General features: G+C 37.3%; 18 protein-coding genes. 8 read left to right on the top strand and 10 right to left on the bottom strand.

The genetic code is table 11. The features are described 5' to 3' along the window. Positions 1 to 316 precede the first annotated feature (316 nt). Complete coding sequence (locus tag AC27IF_RS15410; RefSeq protein WP_487055230.1) at positions 317 to 1,681, top strand: polysaccharide lyase family 7 protein; 1,365 nt, start codon at positions 317 to 319, stop codon at positions 1,679 to 1,681. A gap of 99 nt (positions 1,682 to 1,780) precedes the next feature. Here AC27IF_RS15410 and AC27IF_RS15405 read toward each other — a convergent pair whose 3' ends face one another. From AC27IF_RS15405 to AC27IF_RS15395, 3 genes are all read right to left on the bottom strand, one after another. Then, positions 1,781 to 2,458 (bottom strand): alpha/beta hydrolase, encoded by a 678-nt coding sequence (locus tag AC27IF_RS15405; RefSeq protein ID WP_487055229.1) that lies wholly within the window; start codon positions 2,456 to 2,458, stop codon positions 1,781 to 1,783. Positions 2,459 to 2,602: 144 nt separating this feature from the next. Then, complete coding sequence (locus tag AC27IF_RS15400) at positions 2,603 to 2,905, bottom strand: Mpo1-like protein (RefSeq protein WP_487055228.1); 303 nt, start codon at positions 2,903 to 2,905, stop codon at positions 2,603 to 2,605. A gap of 13 nt (positions 2,906 to 2,918) precedes the next feature. Next, positions 2,919 to 3,698: a class II aldolase/adducin family protein gene (locus AC27IF_RS15395; protein ID WP_487055227.1), complete on the bottom strand. Its 780-nt coding sequence runs from the start codon at positions 3,696 to 3,698 to the stop codon at positions 2,919 to 2,921. 93 nt (positions 3,699 to 3,791) lie between these two features. On the opposite strand from AC27IF_RS15395, the gene AC27IF_RS15390 reads away from it, so the two are divergent. Next, positions 3,792 to 4,457, top strand: coding sequence for a Crp/Fnr family transcriptional regulator (locus tag AC27IF_RS15390; protein WP_487055226.1), 666 nt, complete (start codon positions 3,792 to 3,794; stop codon positions 4,455 to 4,457). A gap of 137 nt (positions 4,458 to 4,594) precedes the next feature. Continuing rightward, positions 4,595 to 5,701 (top strand): serine hydrolase domain-containing protein, encoded by a 1,107-nt coding sequence (locus tag AC27IF_RS15385; protein WP_487055225.1) that lies wholly within the window; start codon positions 4,595 to 4,597, stop codon positions 5,699 to 5,701. Between the two features lie 115 nt (positions 5,702 to 5,816). On the opposite strand, the gene AC27IF_RS15380 is transcribed toward AC27IF_RS15385, so the two are convergent. After that, entirely contained in the window at positions 5,817 to 6,860 is a 1,044-nt protein-coding gene (locus tag AC27IF_RS15380) for an alkene reductase (RefSeq protein ID WP_487055224.1), read from the bottom strand. A 125-nt stretch (positions 6,861 to 6,985) separates the two neighbouring features. On the opposite strand from AC27IF_RS15380, the gene AC27IF_RS15375 reads away from it, so the two are divergent. Together AC27IF_RS15375 and AC27IF_RS15370 are read left to right on the top strand one after the other, a co-directional pair. Next, a complete protein-coding gene (locus tag AC27IF_RS15375; protein WP_487055223.1) occupies positions 6,986 to 7,567 on the top strand; it encodes a TetR/AcrR family transcriptional regulator in 582 nt (193 codons plus the stop codon). 154 nt (positions 7,568 to 7,721) lie between these two features. Next, positions 7,722 to 9,410, top strand: a complete 1,689-nt coding sequence (locus AC27IF_RS15370) for an amidohydrolase family protein (RefSeq protein ID WP_487055222.1) — start codon at positions 7,722 to 7,724, stop codon at positions 9,408 to 9,410. Positions 9,411 to 9,793: 383 nt separating this feature from the next. Here the strand turns inward: AC27IF_RS15370 and AC27IF_RS15365 are convergent, their stop codons facing one another. From AC27IF_RS15365 to AC27IF_RS15355, 3 genes are all read right to left on the bottom strand, one after another. Beyond that, positions 9,794 to 11,632, bottom strand: a complete 1,839-nt coding sequence (locus AC27IF_RS15365; protein WP_487055221.1) for a DUF3604 domain-containing protein — start codon at positions 11,630 to 11,632, stop codon at positions 9,794 to 9,796. Between the two features lie 138 nt (positions 11,633 to 11,770). After that, positions 11,771 to 12,781 carry a HupE/UreJ family protein gene (locus AC27IF_RS15360; RefSeq protein WP_487055220.1) on the bottom strand — a complete coding sequence of 337 codons (1,011 nt, stop codon included), beginning with the start codon at positions 12,779 to 12,781 and terminating at the stop codon, positions 11,771 to 11,773. A gap of 8 nt (positions 12,782 to 12,789) precedes the next feature. Then, a complete protein-coding gene (locus tag AC27IF_RS15355) occupies positions 12,790 to 13,617 on the bottom strand; it encodes a peptidyl-prolyl cis-trans isomerase (RefSeq protein WP_487055219.1) in 828 nt (275 codons plus the stop codon). A gap of 568 nt (positions 13,618 to 14,185) precedes the next feature. Between AC27IF_RS15355 and AC27IF_RS15350 the strand changes: the two genes are divergently transcribed. Then, entirely contained in the window at positions 14,186 to 15,838 is a 1,653-nt protein-coding gene (locus tag AC27IF_RS15350; protein WP_487055218.1) for an alpha/beta hydrolase, read from the top strand. A 10-nt stretch (positions 15,839 to 15,848) separates the two neighbouring features. Here the strand turns inward: AC27IF_RS15350 and AC27IF_RS15345 are convergent, their stop codons facing one another. Further along, complete coding sequence (locus AC27IF_RS15345) at positions 15,849 to 16,919, bottom strand: Kelch repeat-containing protein (RefSeq protein WP_487055217.1); 1,071 nt, start codon at positions 16,917 to 16,919, stop codon at positions 15,849 to 15,851. 232 nt (positions 16,920 to 17,151) lie between these two features. On the opposite strand from AC27IF_RS15345, the gene AC27IF_RS15340 reads away from it, so the two are divergent. Then, a complete protein-coding gene (locus AC27IF_RS15340; protein WP_487055216.1) occupies positions 17,152 to 17,370 on the top strand; it encodes a tautomerase family protein in 219 nt (72 codons plus the stop codon). Between the two features lie 7 nt (positions 17,371 to 17,377). Here the strand turns inward: AC27IF_RS15340 and AC27IF_RS15335 are convergent, their stop codons facing one another. Both AC27IF_RS15335 and AC27IF_RS15330 read right to left on the bottom strand, forming a co-directional pair. Then, positions 17,378 to 18,043 (bottom strand): winged helix-turn-helix transcriptional regulator, encoded by a 666-nt coding sequence (locus AC27IF_RS15335; RefSeq protein ID WP_487055215.1) that lies wholly within the window; start codon positions 18,041 to 18,043, stop codon positions 17,378 to 17,380. A gap of 133 nt (positions 18,044 to 18,176) precedes the next feature. Beyond that, the gene (locus AC27IF_RS15330; RefSeq protein WP_487055214.1) at positions 18,177 to 18,629 is read right to left on the bottom strand and encodes an Lrp/AsnC family transcriptional regulator; all 453 of its coding nucleotides are present in this window, start codon (positions 18,627 to 18,629) and stop codon (positions 18,177 to 18,179) included. A 101-nt stretch (positions 18,630 to 18,730) separates the two neighbouring features. Between AC27IF_RS15330 and AC27IF_RS15325 the strand changes: the two genes are divergently transcribed. Then, complete coding sequence (locus AC27IF_RS15325) at positions 18,731 to 19,321, top strand: LysE family translocator (protein WP_487055213.1); 591 nt, start codon at positions 18,731 to 18,733, stop codon at positions 19,319 to 19,321. Position 19,322 lies beyond the last annotated feature (1 nt).

Genomic DNA, 19,322 nt, shown 5'->3' with positions numbered 1-19,322 from the left:
CTTCTGAGCCATAAAATCAAAACCCAACTAAATAACCACTTGATTTTCTACCGTGATTAGAATAATTTGACTTACAATTTTATTGTTATTGGTAATGGCTTGATTTGTATTTTGGTAATATTTCTTTTGAGTGTGTTATTTTTGTCTTGGAGGTAAAAATAACTATGCGTAAAGCAATTCCGCTAATAAAGAACTTAGCCAGAAAATAGGCTCAAAGTATTGTCTTATTTCATAGAAAGGCAATGCTTGTATTGAGTTTGAGTAGGTGAAAAATAACAAATAGATTGTTTATAAACTTCTAAATTAAGGCTGTATCATGAAATTTAAATCACAATTAGTATTCATTTCCCTCTCGTTATTTTTAACTGCCTGTGGCAGTGGCTCAGCTGAACCAACAATAGATGAGCAAATAAATGAAGTAGATACAAGCGATACAGGTACAAACGATACAGATACAAGTGACACAGATACAAGCGATACTGGTACAAGTGACACGGATACAAGCGATACGGATACAAGCAGTATCATTGTTGTGTGCCCTGATGATGCCTATACCATTATTGAAAATGCTAGTGATGATGGGACAAACGATGGACATTTACCTGAGAATACTATTGATGGCGACAATAATGAAGCTTCACGCTGGTCATCTGATGGAAGTGGTAAAACTATTCATTATGATTTAGGAGAAGTGACTTCGGTGAAGGCATTATCCATACATTGGTATCAAGGCAATACACGAAGTTCATATTTTGAAGTCGATACATCGACGGACAATATTAGCTGGACTTCAGTGTTAACTGGAGGCTCATCTAGTGGTGAAGATACAGCGTTTGAAGATATTGACGTTATTGATTCAGAAGCTCGATATGTACGCATAACTGGTTTAGGTAACTCTACAAATACTTGGAATAGTATCATTGAAACACAAATTTTACGTTGTAATGATATTGATACTAGTGATGACTATATTGCCGATTCAGGCTCTGGTACAGGTTCAGAGTCAACTTTAGATGACTGGGATTGGTCTATTTGGGATCTTGAAGGTGGTGATGAAGAGCTTGATCCTGTTGTCGGTGAAACTATGGTTTTTAATGCTCTAACAGCACAACATGTTACACCTAATGGTAGTGGTTGGCGTCATGAGCTGAAAATTAAATCCAGTGAACGTGTGGCTATGACAGAAGTTTACGAAGACTTTCAAGCGAATATTACCTTGGATTTATCTGATGGCTCAAAAACTATAGTTGCCCAACATCATGCGGGTGATACTGGTACCATAATGAAGCTATACGTTTCTGATAGCAGTGAATCAGGGTTTAATGACAGTATCGCTAACAATGGTGTTTTTGATGTTTACGTACGTCTAGCAAAAGAAGATGGCTCTGGAGAAGAGAAAAAAGCATTAGGTACCATCGTGAGCGGCGATAATTTTGATTTTCAGGTAATTAATGATCACGGTTATGTTACGGTTAGCGCAATGGGAGAATCCTTTAGTCTAACTATTGAAGATAGCTCGTCATCATATTTGAAGTTCGGTAATTACTTGCAGGCACAAGATGCACAAACACGTATAGATGTGGAAGATTCAGCTGATTGGGCTGACTTTTATCAGCAAGCCGGTATCACTATCAGCGAGGTTACTTTCAAAAACTTAAGTTACATTCGTAATGTTGACTAACTAAACAGTGAATTGAATAAAGAGGTGGCAAATCATATCTACCTCTTTATTTTTTAGTCAACTAGTCAACTAGTTGAGTTGTTGAGTGAGAAATTTACTTTATCTGTTGATAAGCTGAGCCTGTAACCAAGCGGAAATATCGGCTATTTGTTCAGGCAAAACATTATGTCCCATGGTGTAACTTTTCCAGTTAGTGTTGTAGCCACTATCAAGAAGTAATTGATGTGCCATTTTACCCGCAGAGAAAGGTACTACTTCATCTTGTTCACCGTGGTGTTGCAAAATTTCAGTGTCTTTATTGGCCGGGTGACAATTTTGAGGCAAGCTGTCAGCTGTAGGTAAATAGCAAGATAAAGCTAAAATACCGGCAAGCTTTTTTGGATAACGTAACGCGGTAAATAAACTTAAAACACCACCTTGGCTAAATCCCGCTAAGACGATTTTATTGGCATCAATACCTTTATCTAATTGCTGTTGAATTAATGATTTTACTAAGGCTTCTGAGGCTAACACGCCATCCATATCTGCTCTGTTATGTAAGTCCATACTTTTAATGTCATACCAAGAGCGCATAACATAACCCTGATTAATGGTAACTGCCTGCTCTGGCGCATGAGGGAAAACAAAACGGATACTGTGATCTACAGGTAAATCAAGCACAGGGACAATGGGAGCAAACCCTTCACCTGAATCTCCTAATCCATGTAACCAAATCACGCAGGAAGTGGCAGGAGTTTTCGGTTCAACAAGAATGTATTCTAGTGGTGAAACTGACATAGTTAATAAATATTCTACTGCTTAAAAGTGCCAGTGATCATACCAAGCTATGTTATTAAATCATAGTTAGATAACAAGTGGATAGTGATTGCTGGCACTCTATATCAGTATTTCAGCTCATTATTTTAATGGCAATATAACCATTTAAAACTTTATTTTACCCGTGAGTATTTGAGCGAACATTTTCCAATCACCTATTAGGCTATAGAGAGGGAAGTTGAACGTTGCAGGCTTATTATGCTCAAAGAAAAAGTGCCCAACCCAAGCAAAACTATAACCAGCAATGGGCATGCCTAGAAAGTACCAATTATTATGGGTCCATAATGCCAGACACAAAAATATCAACACCAAAATAGAGCCGATGAAATGCAAACGTCTACAGGTTTGATTAGTGTGCTCTTTAAGGTAATAAGGATAAAATTCTTTAAAGGTATTAAATTTTTTCATAATTGCTTATTTCTTAATCTTTATATGATGGGTCGATGCGATCAAGTTTACGCAATAAACCCGGCCAAGCAAGTGCGCCGCCCATATTATTCGTGACTTGGCTAGCTTGCTCTTTCATGGTGCTGATAACTTCATTTGGCACATAAGTGAGTTGTTCACTTGCCTGTGCTTTGAGCTGAATAGCACAAGAAGATTCGAGTATATACATAGCTAAAAATGTATCCGCTATAGAAGGTGCGCAGGTTAATAAGCCATGATTTCTCAGGATCATAAAGTTATTGGTGCCTAAATCTGCCACTAACCTTGGTTTTTCATCTTCTCTTAAAGCGACCCCTTCATAGTCATGATAACTTAACCCTGAAAGTGCAAATAAAGACTGTTGTGATAATGGTAATAAGCCTGAGGTTTGTGCTGAAACCGCTACACCGTTAACGGTATGCGTGTGCATAACGCATTGTGCATCTTCACGTGCTTGATGTATTGCACTATGAATTGTAAAACCTGCTGGGTTTACTGAGTAGGGTGATTCAAGGACTTTGTTACCTGCCAAATCTATTTTTACTAAATTACTGGCAGTGACCTCTTCGAACATTAAGCCATAAGGATTAATCAAAAAGTGGTGCTCTGGACCAGGAACTCGTGCTGAAATATGGGTAAATATTAAATCAGACCAGCCATAAAGTGCTACTAATCGATAGGCTGCTGCTAAATCTACACGAACCTGCCATTCTGCCTCACTTACTTGGCTTTTTACTGTTTCGTCATTTGCCTGTGTGTTTGTTGATACTGTCATCGCTCTCTCCTATTGTTCATTTCATTATGTACATGAAAATTGAAAGAGACTGTCAATTAGTTTACATTTGATATTATTTTAATGAGCAATGTCATGAATGAAGCTAGCTTAGAACTTCTTGAAAAAAATGTCTGGCTTAATTCATTACCCGTTGATAGTAAAAATGAATTAATCCGTGTCGCCAAAATAAAAACCTTTACTGAAAACCAACGAATTCACAATAAAAATGATGAAGCGGACGGGCTTTATTGTGTCTTAACGGGTGAGGTCAGAATAAGTGCCACTAGTCATGTAGGTAATGAAATTATTTTCACTCGAATCCAAGCTGGCAATTGGTATGGTGAAATCGGCATTTTGGATAATGGCGGGAGAACTCATGATGGTTTTTCAGTAACGGATACTGAATTAGTCATCATTCCAAAAAGTACCATCCAAACACTTTGTAATACGAATATGGAAGTGTATCGCGCACTGGTTGCTATGTTGTGCTCTCATTGTCGCATGGCTTTTCATGCGATTGATGAGCTACTGATTTATTCCAATGAGCAAAGATTGGCAAACATTATCATCAATAGAAGTTACCAAGAGCAAAATGCTGTGGTGAATATTAGCCAAGAAGAGCTAGGATTGTATATTGGTATATCCAGACAAAGCATTAATAAAATTTTAAAATCGTGGCAGCTTAAAGGGTTAATAAAGCGTGTTTATGGCGGCGTAGAAATTATTGATCTGAAAAGTTTACAAGGCATTTGTAAATAGCCTGCATCGATAAGTTTAAAATATCCTGAAACATAAAATGCATATGAATTGCGTCTATTAAACGCTACCTTTTGCTTATTATCGTGGTTAGCTTTTCAATACTCCTTGCCACACTTAAATAGATATAAGGAAAGTTTATGTTTAGAGCGTTTATCACATTATTAATATTATTAGGGGGTAGTCAGGCTTGCTTTGCTGAATCAAAAAAGGAATTGGTTGATAACATTGATAAGCACCTTCAATTGTATGTCGAAGAAGAGGACTTTAGAGGCGTTGTCTTAATTGCTAAAGAAGGGAAGGTAATCTTTAAATCAGCCTATGGTAATGCTGATGATAAAAATAATATCGCTAATACAGTCGACAAAAAGTTTATGATTGGCTCATTAACTAAGTCTTTTACTGCGGTCACTGTGATGAAATTGGTGGATGAAGGTAAGTTAAACTTACATGCTCCCATTTCAACGTACATCCCTAAATTAAATAACACATTAAGTAAAAATTTAACTCTGCACTTATTACTTAAACATCAATCCGGCTTACCGCAGCATCTAGAGCACCTTGTCAGTTTTGAAAACAAGGATATTGCTTCCGATGAAATATTAGCCATCATAAATTCGGCTAGTTTAGCTTTTACTCCAGGCAGTGCATATCAATATTCAAACTTGAATTATCACTTAGCCGCCATTGCTATTGAAAATGTTATGGGCAAAACATACGCTCAAGTACTTCAAGAGAAAGTATTTTCGCCTTTAAAGATGAAAAACTCAGGAGTAGAGCGTATCACCAATGTACCAACGAATAGAGCTAATGGTTACCGTAAAGGCTTTTTTGGCTTAAATAGAGATGAAAATATTGTTTCTTATGCCTTAGGCTCAGGAGATATCTACTCCACGGCTGACGATTTGCTCGCTTGGGAGCAAGCACTAAATCATTCAACATTTCTATCCAAGACAAGTCAGAACAAGTTGTTTGATGGTGAAAGCAAAGCATTTGGAAATTATGGCTACGGATTTAGAATCCAACAATATCAACGAGCAACATCTGAAGATAAAGGAACATTAACCCGACACGGAGGCTCTATGAATGGCTTTCTATCTAACTTACATCGTTATACCGATGATAAGTTAACCGTTATTGTTCTCGCCAATATACGCTCTTTTCCAATTAGAGACTTAACTTTTAAGCTTAAAGAAATAGCGCTTGGTATGGAGATTGGTGCGCGAAACCGGGACGTATTTGAGTAGAGTGCATTAACAAACAACAATTAGATAGCAAATTATTTAATGTAAACGTAAGAAGCTACCTAGACTCTTGATACCAGTATAGGTAGCTTAAAACTTCAAAATATTAGCGTATTCTTTACACTAACTCAGCCAGCATTTCATCACTGTAATCGGTAAGTGTTTCACCAGATTTTAGCTTACTGACGTAATCAGGGTTAGCGATGAATGGACGGCCAATAGCTAATAGATCAAAACGATCAGCGCTAATGGCTTCACTGCCAGTTTGAGCCGTATATCCACCAACACCCATTAAGGTTTTAGTGTAATTTTTACGAACAAAATCTGTAGCACTACCGTTTAAATAATCAAACTCCATGGTGTCGTCAAACAAGCCCATGTGTAAATAGGCTAGATCTCGTTGCTCTAGCTGTGTTAATAAATACTCAAATACGCCGCGATCACGATCATCGCCTGCCATGTTAAAATAAGCGCCAGGAGAAATACGTAAAGCTGTTTTTTCCCAACCAATTCTTGCTGAAATTTCATCAATAATATCCAAAGCAAAGCGAGACATATTTTCTGGCGTTTCACCGTATTCATCACTGCGTTTATTTGAGTCGTGATGTAAAAATTGATCAATTAAATAACCATTTGCGCCATGTACTTCTACACCGTCAAAACCAGCTTCAATCGCATTAACAGCAGCTTGTGCATAATCTTCTACTAGCTGTTTAATTTCATCAATAGTAGCTGGTTTTGGCGTTAGGTAAATTAAATCACGCATACGTGGCACTGTTCCTTCAACCTTTTCAGCTGACGGTGCAAGAACGTGTTCACCGTTATAAAAATGAGGGTGCGCTACACGTCCTGTATGCCAAAGTTGAGCGAAAATTTTTCCGCCTTTTTGATGAACTGCACTAGTGACAGTTTTCCAACCCTCAACTTGCTCAGTGGTAAAAAGCCCAGGGGTATTAGGGTAACCTTGGCCATCAGGTCTAATAATTGTTGCTTCACTAATGATTAAGCCACTGTCGGCACGCTTGGCATAATAATCAGCCATGGCTTGTGTTGGTACTAGGTTATCATCAGCCATACAGCGTGTTAACGGTGCCATTATGATGCGGTTGTTAAGTTCAATACTGTCGTTTAAGGCAAAAGGTTGAAATAAATTATCGGTCATAGCAATGTTCTCTTACTTGAATGTACGTTCAAGATAAAGGTGTTTGAACGATCATTCAAGTATTATTTTGAACAAGCATTCAAATTAATTTATAATAGCCACTTAATTAAGGTATCGAGGTAGTTATGCGCAGTGCAGAATTCGACAAAGAGCAAGTATTAAGATCAGCTATTAAAGCCTTTGTTTGTAAAGGGTATAACAAGACCAGCATGCAGGATCTTAAACAAGCTACTGGTTTACACCCAGGCTCTATCTATTGCGCGTTTGAAAATAAGCAAGGCTTGTTGGTAGCTGCTCTACAACAATACAACCTTGATTGCGCGACAAAATCTCAGCAGTTTTTTTCAGGTAACAAAACTGTTTTAGCGGGGTTGAAGAAGTATTTAGATAATACGGTTCATGAATGTTCATTACTAGGACATGAAAAGGCGTGTTTATCTCAGCAAGTATTAAGTGATCTTTCTCAGGAAGCACCTGAAGTAGAGGCTGTGATTGCAAATAATTTAAGTGATTGGAAAAGTGGGTTTGTTGAGGTATTTGAACAAGCATTGAAAGCTAAGGAAATTGATAATACTCGTACGCCCATGCAACGCACGCAAAGCTTGATTATGGGGATTTATGGCTTAAGAACTTATGCGCACAGTCATCCGTCTACCGAGACAATCAAAGAATTAGCACAGCAATTATTTGAAGATGTTTGCCGTTAGTTAAAGCACAATTAATACTCTTACCACTTAATACAATTACGCACTTTTGCTTAGCGACAAAATTTTAGTCAATTAACGGCTTCATGTTATTGATAATTTGCAGTATAAATATTTATTGATATTTTCAGGGATTATAAAGGAAGCGGTAACTAATATGTCCAATTTACCTAAATGGGATGTGCAACATCATATTTTGCCGGACTTCTACGTTCAAGAATTAAAAAAAATGGGTATCAGTGAGGTTGAAGGAGTCCGATATCCACGTTGGTCTATGCAGTCAACATTAAAGTTGATGAGAGCATGGAATATAGAACGGGTTTTCCTTTCGCTATCTTTGCCCGGTGTACATTTTGGTGATGATATTGCCGCCTGTCGACTAGCAACCAAAGTCAATGACGAGATTTTAACTCATAAAAAACGGTACGGTAGTCACATTGGAGGATTTGCTAGCCTCCCTTTACCTGATGTGAAAGGAGCTTTGGCCGAGTATAAAAGAGTGGTGAATACTGACGGTTTGGATGGTGTTATTCTAATGAGTAATGTCAATGGTATTTACCCAGGGAATGAACAATACAGACCATTATTTGAAAAGATGAATGCTGATAAGGCGATTGTCTTTATTCACCCTAATACGCCGGCTCACTCAACAGGTAATGGGCTAATAAATCCATTTTATACTTGGTTTATCGATACGACTAAAGCGCTGGTGAGTTTATTAACGGCAGGGTTTCACCAAGATTACCCAAACATACGTTATGTCTTTGCACATGGGGGAGGGTTTGTCTCAAGGCTAGCAGCTGACCTTGAATTATCAGACCCTAAAATGGCTGAGGAGCTCAAGCTTTGGCGTACTCAACTCTTTTTTGATACCGCCAAATTTGTCAACACTGAAGCTATAAACAGCTTATTGAGCTTTACCAGTGTGAATCGAGTACTTTTTTCTTCGGATTTTCCTTGGGCTGAACGAAGTAAAATGCCGTATTGGACGAGTAATCTTGAGTCTCAGTTTACAGATCCCAAAGTAATGTCTGCGATATATCTTAATAATGCTAAAGCAATGTTTAATCGAGACTCTAGTCTACCTAAGCTTGGTGATACTAGAGAAAACGCTAAACATATTGCAGTTCATAGCCATACAATGCCCCAAGCCTTGACTGAGGATCTCTTAGCGCTTGGCATCGATATCAATGATGCTCAATGGTTTGCAAAAGAGAACTTTGAAAAAGAAATAATAGCTAAGGCTGGTGATAGCATCACTCAACCCATGCCCGTTAGTTTAGATCTTCCTGATTTATGGCAACAATCGAAAAAAGATATTAATCACTTTATTGCTCGATACAATCAGGAGTTAGCAAAAATTGCGAGCAAACACACTGATAAGTTTTCTGCATTTGGTGCAATAAACGTTAACGATACAGAAGCCGCATTAGCTCAAATAGCCTACTGTTCCAATTCAGAAAACATAACCGGTTTATGTATTTATCCGTCTATCAATAGTGCCGTATTACCCGATGATAAAGTTGTTGTTGCACTTGCTAAAGCCCAGTTACCGATAATGATCCACCCCCAAGACTCAAGAGGCGCTATTGTTTTGAATGAACAGAAAATGGTTGCCACTCAATTTATGGGTGAGCTTATGTACAGTGGTCATATCGAGTTGTTTAAAAAGACCCATTTTATATTTGCTCACAGTGAAGGAACACATCGAGATATTGCCGATTCTTTAGGTATGCTTTATTACCTCAGAAAGAAGAAATGGCACCTTGTTAGGTTCGCCTATGATTACTTCATCAAACGGAAATTACAGGGTGAAAATATATTGTTAGCTGCGCAGTGGGATTAACAATATAAAAAGTTACACGAAAAGAGTGATTTTCAAACTATATTTATATATTTTCCTAACTGATGCAGCAAAGTTCTACCTTATATTGCGGCTCAATAATGCCGGTCACTCATATACTAATACTATCTAGTTAAGATTAGGTTATCGATATTAAAGGTATCTATAAGGATTTAAAAGGGAGCAAAGTGAGATTGGATTTTAACCTTAAATTGAATTTTTCTGTGTATAAACGAAACATACAGTAATCGTTACTCTAAGGCAGTATCTAATCCTAAAGCCAGTCATACTGGTCAAATTTTAAAATTAGTTATGAAACATTTTAGTTGCTCGAAGTAAAGTCTAAGGGGATACATCAAACTCTACTTCTAATAATGACAATATACCTATTTCTTTGTTATTTCAGGTGTATACCAAATAGGGCTAGACCAACCTCGTTGTTGAATAGAGGTAGGTAAGTTATCGAGTGGCTTAATACCAAGGCGTTTAGCATCATAGGTACTCCATCTAGGAGTAGGAATTTCAATAACACGCGCATAATAAAATGCATGCTGTTCAGGGTTGAATTCTTTATCTGTCCATGTTGCGATAAGCTCAGGATCACCTATGTCATTACTGTAACTAGCATTTGCAATATTTACCGTATTGCCTACAGGAACTATTTTACCATTTTTTTGAATTTTCCGGTGATCACTCAACGCAATGTTAATAACTTGCTCTTGCTTTTCTCCTTTTTCAATCCAACCCTTAACAATTTGAATTCTATCAAGGTTAGCTCCTTCCGGATCTTTCAAAGCATGCAGTATAAAAGTAGGAGCAACACTTATAGTTTGTTGGCTAAGGTCTCCTCCCATAGGAACTCCTTTAGCATAAGCTTGCGTAACCCAATCTCTATTTTTAATTATATCTGATTGGTAATTGAAACCACCAAAGAACCTCAATTTTAAGCGTGTACCTGATGTACCAAAGCTCTCTTTTCTACGAAGTGCGTCGTAAACTTCTTCTCGTGTATTTGCTGATGCCCATACACCAGCTAAACCACCTGAGCTAAATTCTCTAACTTGAATTATCTGACCTGAAGACATCCCAGGAGGACCGTTTAATCGATGATCGGCTGATGACTCTAAACCATATTTTCCGGTGTAGGTATCTTCTCTAAAAGCTCCTGCAACATTATGCCCATCAGAATCACCAATAAGTCCGTATTTAAATGGGTTTCCTGCTCCAGTTTCTTCTTGCTGCATACCTCTCAGTAGTGCTTCGCGGTAATAACTACCAATTCTCTTCGTTGGCTTGGTTACATTGGGTGATAGGGTATAGTCCCAAAGCTCAAACCTTGAAAATTCATCATTCGGGGATAAATCGGGATGAGTCTCAGAGGTACCTTTAATTTGGCTTATTTCATAAAGAGGCTCATTTCGCATACGGGTTTGTGCATATTCTTGAGTTAATGACTGACCGTAGCTATCTGTTAACGGGAACATTATGCCATCACTAGCATTGCCGTTATGGGGAATTGCTAATAACGTTGCGCCATGCTTTCTTGCATTATCCATCCAGCGCCATAAGTCTTCAGGGTTAGGTGAGTCATTTGATGAATATGCATGAGAAGGAAGGTTATTACTATCTTTAAACAAAACAACTCTATGATTATTTCTTCCTCCTACGTTAGGAGTCCACTCAAAGGATGGAAAAGTGGTAAATTTACCTGGTTGGTTATATTTATCAGCGGCCTCAACCACCCGAGACCAAACGCCTTGTTTCTGTTCGTCATTTTCAAGGGTTTGATCAACTTTCCCTTGATTTTGGTCACTTAAGAAACTAGTAAATGCGCTAAAAGATACCGCTACATCATCGGACGTAATTGTTGGTGCCATGGGGTGCTTACTTAAAGGGCTTGCGGGATCTTCCATTTCCATGAACACTCCCATCCACTCGGCATGATCTGAAACAGAGAACCAGTCAAGTGGCCTTTTCAATGTCATTTCAATTTCAGGTGCGCCTGCTTTTACCGTTTTTCCGATAGCCCATCGATAGGCATCTTCAGGTTTAGTTTTACTACCGTTAGCATAACCATCAAAACTGTAGCCTGTATGAATATGTAAATTCCCATAAAAAGCATTTTTATTGGGATACCAACTAATATCAGAGGGATCGGTTTCTTTAGCTTTAACATCTAGTGATATAAGAAAAAATGAAGTGGTTATTATCAAAAGTGAGCGCACAGTAATATCCTTAACTTGTATAAAGAGTTAATACTATAAAATAAAAAGTTTTAAAATAATATGATCTCAAATAACTGAGAGTTGTCTAAGGTAGCTATTCTTCAATTCCATTCTATTAGTTTAATAAATCTAATTAATTTAAATAGACCAAAAATTTGAAATACGCTCTATAGTCCAAAAGGCTGTGATACCGCCAATAGAGAAAGCAGCCGTTTTTTCAATTACTTTAGAAAGGGCATTTGTTTTAACTTTAATTTGGTGCACAGCTTGTTTGAAAAACCAAGAAACACACAATAATACAGCTACAAATGCTAATTGCCCTAACTCTACCCCAACATTAAATGCTAACAATGCCGTTGGAATCTCCGTTTGCGGTAAACCTATATCTTTTAATGCGGAAGCAAAACCAAAGCCATGTAATAAGCCAAATCCAGCGGATACAGTAACTGGAAAACGCCATGTAAGAGAGTCTTTTTGTTTAAGTACAATTTCTCTGGCTAAAAAAGCAATAGATAAAGCAATGATTGCTTCTACAGGGGGAACAGGTAATTGCACTAACTCCAACGCCGATAATGTTAAAGTCACTGAGTGAGCAATGGTAAAACCTGTGATGGTTATTAATATTCTTTGCCAAGTACCTGCAATGAAAAGAAGGCAAGCAACAAATAATAGATGGTCAAAACCGCTAAGAATATGCTCAAAGCCGAAAGTTAAATAAGTTTTCAATACTTGAAAAAAACTAGCTGCACCTTCAACCAATAATGATGTCGATTGTGCATCTAGTTTAGTTGTCATTGAAAAACCATTTTGATAATGGATACGTACTAAAACATCTGTTGAGACTAACTCTAACCCTTTAATTGTTATATAAGCACCTATAAGCCCACCTGCTCGAGTCACACTTGAACGCTCAATATAGGCTCCATTAATATATGAACCGTGGATAGGAGTGAGTGCTTTAACATCCTCAGGAAACTCAGGATAAAGTTTAAGGCGTTGACTTTCTGCACGGGCTGGAATTTTCCACAAAACATCATAAGTATCTAAATTGGTCTGCTTTATTTCTAGGTAAGCGGGCCTATACTCATCTGCACTTGAATAGGAGGAGATAATGCTCAATAAGAATATTGAAAAAAATAAACGGATCATCTTAACCTTTAGTATTTGTCTATCTTAACATCATACTTTACAAGCAATGTTTGATAGAAATCCTCGTTTAGTTGCGAACGCTTATTTGACATCCAGTCACGTAATACGATGTCTCGTACTTGATGAAGCTTGAAAACCTCGCCTTTGTGTTGTTTAGAGACATAAACCAAATGAATACCAAGCCCTGACTTCACAGGTCCTTGCCACTCATTGGTTGGTAATTGACTAAGAGTTTTAGTAAATTTAGCACCAAAAACACTGCTAACACCTAATTCTGTTTGATTGTTAAGTTCTTGAGGGACCATCAAAGAATCGCCTAATTCTGATATGTCTGAATTAGGCGTTAGCTCACTTTTTAGTAAATGGATACTTTCAAAAAGTGAGTCATTACTTTTATTGCTCAAGTCAAAATATATTTGACGAAAACTATAGCGGCTAGGCTCTTGATAGTCTTCTTTATTAGCATGTAAAAATGCTAATAACTCTTTCTCATCAGGTGTCTCGATATTGACAATATCTTCTGTTAAAAACTCAATTTTCTGGCGTAGTCGTCGTTTTATTATGGGGTCATTGTGATCTAGCTGCATAGCTAGTGCTTCGCGATATAGTACTTCTTCTCTTATATATTTTGTTATAAGGTTTTCTATTTCCATTTTTGAAGGTAGACGTTGCCAAGATTTTTCGAATTTACCTGATAAAGCTTTGATTGTTCCATTTGTTACAACAATTGTAGATTGCTCTTCAGGTGAATCTTTAGATACACTGTTAAACAGAATAAAAATGGCTAAGCCGAGTATAAAAAAAATGACTAGCGGCTCTTTGTAAAAATACTTCAACTGTTTTTACTCCAAATTTGATATCCGTAATCGTAATATTGATGGTTGTATTTGCTCTGTAAACAAGATGCAATTTTATTGAGTAATTTAAACATTTAGAAAGTGTGTGGGCAATCCATTTTGTTTAGTTTTCAATTTGATAATTTAATTGTCGAGCAATATCAATAAAATTTTAATATTATGTAAACTAAATTGTGTTTACTTTATCTGAAAATAACCTTACATAGGGTAATTTTGAAACCGTAATTGAGACCGAAGTGTTAAATGTAATATACTTACATCTAATCTTGTTTAACAGTGAGTACTACTAAGGTATAGCTATAAATCGTCATGTGGTTTTTGTGAGGTACGATCTAAATAGTTGAATATGGTTTATTCAGGATTGAAAACTATAATGAGTTTCTAACTATTAGTTTGGTTTTGTAATATTCTGATATTTGAAAGTGCCTGTTTAAACTTTAACCATGCACTTAAAAACATCGATACAAGGTGCTTAAGTTATTGTGTTAACATTCTATTTTCATAATGTTAAAACGTGATAATTAATTTTAGGTTGAGCATTTTACAGATGAATTATTTAAAACACTGGTTGAGTAATTATAACGACTCTCTTTCTTATACGGGATTAATATTCTCCGTCGTCTTTTTTTCCGTATCGTTATCACCTTCACTGTTACCACGTCCTTATATGTTACAAGGAGCTCTATCTGGTTTTGCCTTAATTTTAGGCTATGGACTAGGAGTGGGGCTTAAATATTTATGGTTTTATCTTGAATTACCCGAGTTAAAATATAGAGTGAAAACTATTGTTCAATATGCGGTTACCATATTGAGCATTTTACTATTTTCTTATTCAATTATTCACTCGTTGCAGTGGCAAAATGATGTTCGCCATTTGATGGGACTAGCTCCCTCAGAAGAATTTTCTTATATTCAAATGCCCGCCATTGCGTTGGTCATTGCCGTTAGTTTTTTGTTTTTGAGTCGACTTTGTCGAAAAGGGTTTGATCAATTAAGGTTTAACATTAATCGGGTGATCCCCAAGCGAATTTCCAATGTGTTAGGAATGGCGTTAATTGCTTTTATCGTATTCACTTTTACTAATAAATTGATTGTTAGTAAAATTGTTGCCACTTTTGATGATATTTATTCTCTTGCAGACGAAATAACGGATAAGGGGATTTTAAAGCCTGCTGAAGACTATGCAACTGGTAGTCTTAACTCGTTTATTGATTGGAACAGCATTGGTCGTACAGGACAAAATTTTATTGCAGCAGGGCCGAAGAAAACTGACTTAAGCGAGTTTTTCTCACAAGCAGCACACGCTCCTTTACGAGTTTATGTGGGCTTGCGTTCAAAAGAAACTGCTCAACAACGGGCGCAGTTAGCACTAGAAGAATTAATACGTATCGATGGTTTTAGTCGCTCAAAACTTATTATTGCTACGCCTACAGGGACAGGATGGTTAGATCCCTCTGCCATGGATACACTAGAGTATTTGCATAAAGGTGATACTGCCATTGTGTCTATGCAATATTCCTATTTACCCAGTTGGTTAACCTTGCTGATTGACCCAACGGGAGCTCGGCAGTCTGCATTAGCTTTGTACAACACCATCCACCAATATTGGTCAAGCTTGCCCGAAGACACTCGTCCCGATTTGTATGTATTCGGCTTAAGTTTAGGGGCTTTAGGGGCGGAGACCTCCATTAATTTAACCACCATTATTCAAAACCCCATTCAAGGTGGACTTTTTGTTGGACCACCGTTTCCAAGTACTATCGCACCACAATTAACTACTCACCGTAACCCAAACTCACCTCAATGGTTGCCTACTATTGAGGACAGTTCCTTGTTCCGTTTTACCGCTCAAGAAAACCAGTTACATAACGATAACTGGCACTGGGGACCAATGCGCTTTGTATACGTGCAATATGCAAGTGATCCTATTGTATTTTTCTCTTTAGATCTTTTTAGAAAAGAGCCGGACTGGATGAAAGGAGAGCGAGGACATGACGTCTCTCCTGATTTTACTTGGTATCCAATTATTACTTTTTTACAGGTATTATTTGATTTGCCAATGGCTGACAGAGTCCCCAGAGGTAACTCCCACAATTACTCCGCTAGCAGTTATATAGATGGCTGGGTCGAAGTCACGCAACCTGAAAATTTAACAGAGCAAGAGCTGCTTAGTATTCAGCAACACTTTGCAGGGCTTTAATGAGCTGATATTAATGTTCTTTGTTTACATTAGGCTGATAACGAATGACTTTGTTTGTTACCTTTTGCGCTTCTACCATTCCACCTAATAGATAAAAACCATCTTCAATCGCTAATAAACCACGATGATCCATGCTCGCTTCGTTTAACGGAGAGAGCTTTTGCCATTGCATTGTTTGTAAATTCCAACTACACACTTCATCACTTGGTTGACTTGGCACACCGTTATAACCAATGCCATTAAAATTATAAGGGTTATCACTGCCACCAGCGAATAATATGCTGTTGAGATTTTGGCTGCCACTGCTGGCTGCTCGATACTTAGCATTACCAGGATGCTTAGGAAGTTTTTGCCAATGTATTTTGGTGAAATCAACTGAGTCTATTTTGCCTAGGTAAGATTCATTAGACATCTTATATTGACGTTTTCCTTGGCTAATGCCTGCTACTTTAACACCATCAATCACCACTAAACTATTGTTTACTATACCTGCTGCGTGACCAAAAACGGGCTGTCCAGGGTAGGGAGTACCGAAGTACCAACGTTTAGTTTCAGTATCTAAAATTTGTACATCGGCAATATTACCGACATCATGCCAACCTGAAATTAAATAGATGTACCTATCCTGATAAACGAGAGCGACACTATCATCTACCGGGATAAGCATCTGAGTAAACAAAGAAAACTGTTTAGTGCTTGCATCATATTGATAAACATCAGGCATAGACTTCTCTGCATGATCTTCACCAACGGTATAGCCACCAAAAAGATAAACTTTATCTTTAACCGTTGCGGCGATACTAGCTAAACGCCCTTCTTTAAACGGTACATTATCGATGTGATAGGCAGTATTAGTAGCTAAATCAATACCCATGGCAATATTAGTTACTGCGCGCCAATCTTTGTTTTTAGTTAATCCATTAAAGGATAATAATTGCCAGCCACTAGCCGTATTAACAGCAGCTACAGCATTATTGCTAACGGCAGATGATAGCTTTGTCACTGACTCCGCGTAGGAAAGTGGTAATAAAGCGGCAGCCAATAACAGTGATAACAATTTTAAACGTTTATGAGTAAACAAAGTTGAACCTATTAAATATCATGAAGTTGTCAGTAAGTGCATCCATTGTACCCTTTAAGAAAAATATTGGCTCATTTCTTAGTTTAAATAAATGTCATTATGACAAAGTCAGAACGGAAGTTACTACATAATACGTAGTGAGTTACTACATATTTCGCAGCATATTAGCTTGCTTTGTTGTTGTATCATTTTCATGGTACTTAACTTTATGACTAACTTTTGGAGAATTATCATGCCAATCATTAACGTGAAACTTATTGAAAATGTATTCACTAAAGAACAAAAAAGTGAAATTATTTCTAGACTTACCGATACCATGGTGGAAATTGAAGGAGAAAATATGCGAGGTGTTACTTGGGTTTACATTGAAGATGTTAAAGAGGGCGATTTTGGTATTGGCGGGCAAGTATTAACAGCGAAAGATGTGCACAAAATACAACAAGGTAACTAATTGTTTTTCACTGAGCATATCTTGAAAGTGGGAACCAGCTGTTTGGCTGAGTGGATAAATAACGTGCCCCGGTGACTTTTATTTTATTGGTATTAATGTGGGAGTCGAGACTTACGTCCCCCATCCATACCTCTGCTATATGATGTAGAGAGCTACTAATATAGATTGATACATCATAACCGGGATCTTCGTTGCATAAATCAACTGAGCCATTGTTAACGATTATCCACCATTTATTAGCATCTACTTGATCTGTTAATATAAAACAAAAAACATGTTCTCCATCAGGTAGCTTATTGATTTTTAAGGTTCGATGAAGATCCCACATGAAGCTACCGACATCAATGTCTACATCACAGAGTTGATCACGAGCCCAACGTAAGCCCCAACGAGCAACTAAATCCATTATTGGGGCTAATTCTTTACCACTTTGCGTCAGGTAATAACTACCTCTATTTTTTCCTAGCTCTTTTTTATGAATAATTAAGCCATTTTTTTCCATACTTTTTAATCGATTACTTAATACTGTAGGAGATATTCGTGGCAGTGCCGATTGAAAGGTATTGTAGCGATGGCTACCCATAAATAGCTCACGTAATATTAGCAAGGTCCATTTATCACCCAGTATATTTGTTGCCTTTAACGTAGGGCATAAGCTCCCAATTTTATTCATCAATATTCCTTTGAGCCTACATAAAGAGGCAAATTATTAAAGTTAAAACCTGAGCAATATTAAGTTAACACTAAGGTATGTGAATAATTAAAGTTATTACAAGATATTATAGTGGATAATTACTAGGTTATTTTTATAGTCGCTCATCTTTAGGGGAGTCCATCACAACATGGGTAGTAATACTAATCACCTGTGGGATGGAACCTAACACGTCAGCATGAAATCTCTTAAATGATTGAATATCTGCTGTTTCTACTCGCAGTATGTATTCAAAACTGCCCGTAACGTTATGACACTCTTTGACTTCCTGTGCTAATTTTACCGCGTCTTCAAAAGCAAGTTGTGAATTGGTTGAATGCTCTTTAAGGCCAATACCAACATAGGCAATAAAATTGTTCCCCAATAGTTTATTATCTAGCACAGCCCGATAGCCTTTTATTAGGCCACTTTTTTCAAGTTCTTGAACCCGGCGTAAACATGCTGAAGGAGAAAGACCGACTTTATCGGCTAGCTCAGAGTTAGCGATACGGCCATTAACTTTTAGCTCGCGCAATATTATGTCGTTATATTTGTCATTTTTAATCATTTGTTGTTGTAATTCGGCTAATTGGTAAGGTATTCGCGCAAAAATTGTAACACAGATAGGTTAGAATTATATTTTGATTATGACGAAAGAAAGTTTATACCATGAACATTGAAATACTCACCGCCTTAACTGCTTTTGCCTTTGTTTCTTCAATCACTCCTGGGCCAAATAATATAATGTTGATGAATTCAGGGGTAAATTTTGGTTTTAAGCTAACCGTTCCTCATTTGCTTGGTGTATCTATCGGCTTTACCTTAATGATTGCCCTAGTTGGCTTAGGGGTTATGCAGATCTTTGATAAGTTTCCAATGAGTTACGATATCTTAAAAGTGCTTAGTATTGTCTATTTGCTTTATTTAGCCATAAAAATAGCATTTTCATCTAGCTCAGCAGACGATAAAATTTTAAAAGCGAAGCCTTTTACCTTTATGCAAGCGGCATTATTTCAATGGGTGAACCCAAAAGCTTGGACTATGGCGCTAACGGCCATTAGTTTATATGCGCCTAATAAAAGTTTTGGCTCAGTGTTGTTTGTGGCATTAATTTTTGGATTAATTAACTTGCCCTGCATATGCTCATGGATAGCTTTAGGGCAAAAAATTCAGTTGTTTTTAAAAGGTAATACTCAGCTGAAAATCTTTAATATCACTATGGCATCCTTGCTCGTTTTGTCTATATATCCAGCATTGTAAC

Source organism: Colwellia sp. KS18-150, from assembly GCF_057551365.1.
Note: the sequence above shows the minus strand (reverse complement) of the source record. Positions and strands in the feature narration are given on the sequence as shown.

Coding starts and splice junctions, on each gene's coding strand:
- AC27IF_RS15405 (WP_487055229.1), bottom strand. CDS start 2,458: ATGTCAGTTTCACCACTAGAATACATTCTTGTTGAACCGAAAACTCCT.
- AC27IF_RS15325 (WP_487055213.1), top strand. CDS start 18,731: ATGAACATTGAAATACTCACCGCCTTAACTGCTTTTGCCTTTGTTTCT.
- AC27IF_RS15385 (WP_487055225.1), top strand. CDS start 4,595: ATGTTTAGAGCGTTTATCACATTATTAATATTATTAGGGGGTAGTCAG.
- AC27IF_RS15335 (WP_487055215.1), bottom strand. CDS start 18,043: ATGAATAAAATTGGGAGCTTATGCCCTACGTTAAAGGCAACAAATATA.
- AC27IF_RS15330 (WP_487055214.1), bottom strand. CDS start 18,629: ATGATTAAAAATGACAAATATAACGACATAATATTGCGCGAGCTAAAA.
- AC27IF_RS15380 (WP_487055224.1), bottom strand. CDS start 6,860: ATGACCGATAATTTATTTCAACCTTTTGCCTTAAACGACAGTATTGAA.
- AC27IF_RS15400 (WP_487055228.1), bottom strand. CDS start 2,905: ATGAAAAAATTTAATACCTTTAAAGAATTTTATCCTTATTACCTTAAA.
- AC27IF_RS15370 (WP_487055222.1), top strand. CDS start 7,722: ATGTCCAATTTACCTAAATGGGATGTGCAACATCATATTTTGCCGGAC.
- AC27IF_RS15350 (WP_487055218.1), top strand. CDS start 14,186: ATGAATTATTTAAAACACTGGTTGAGTAATTATAACGACTCTCTTTCT.
- AC27IF_RS15390 (WP_487055226.1), top strand. CDS start 3,792: ATGAATGAAGCTAGCTTAGAACTTCTTGAAAAAAATGTCTGGCTTAAT.
- AC27IF_RS15375 (WP_487055223.1), top strand. CDS start 6,986: ATGCGCAGTGCAGAATTCGACAAAGAGCAAGTATTAAGATCAGCTATT.
- AC27IF_RS15340 (WP_487055216.1), top strand. CDS start 17,152: ATGCCAATCATTAACGTGAAACTTATTGAAAATGTATTCACTAAAGAA.
- AC27IF_RS15360 (WP_487055220.1), bottom strand. CDS start 12,781: ATGATCCGTTTATTTTTTTCAATATTCTTATTGAGCATTATCTCCTCC.
- AC27IF_RS15410 (WP_487055230.1), top strand. CDS start 317: ATGAAATTTAAATCACAATTAGTATTCATTTCCCTCTCGTTATTTTTA.
- AC27IF_RS15395 (WP_487055227.1), bottom strand. CDS start 3,698: ATGACAGTATCAACAAACACACAGGCAAATGACGAAACAGTAAAAAGC.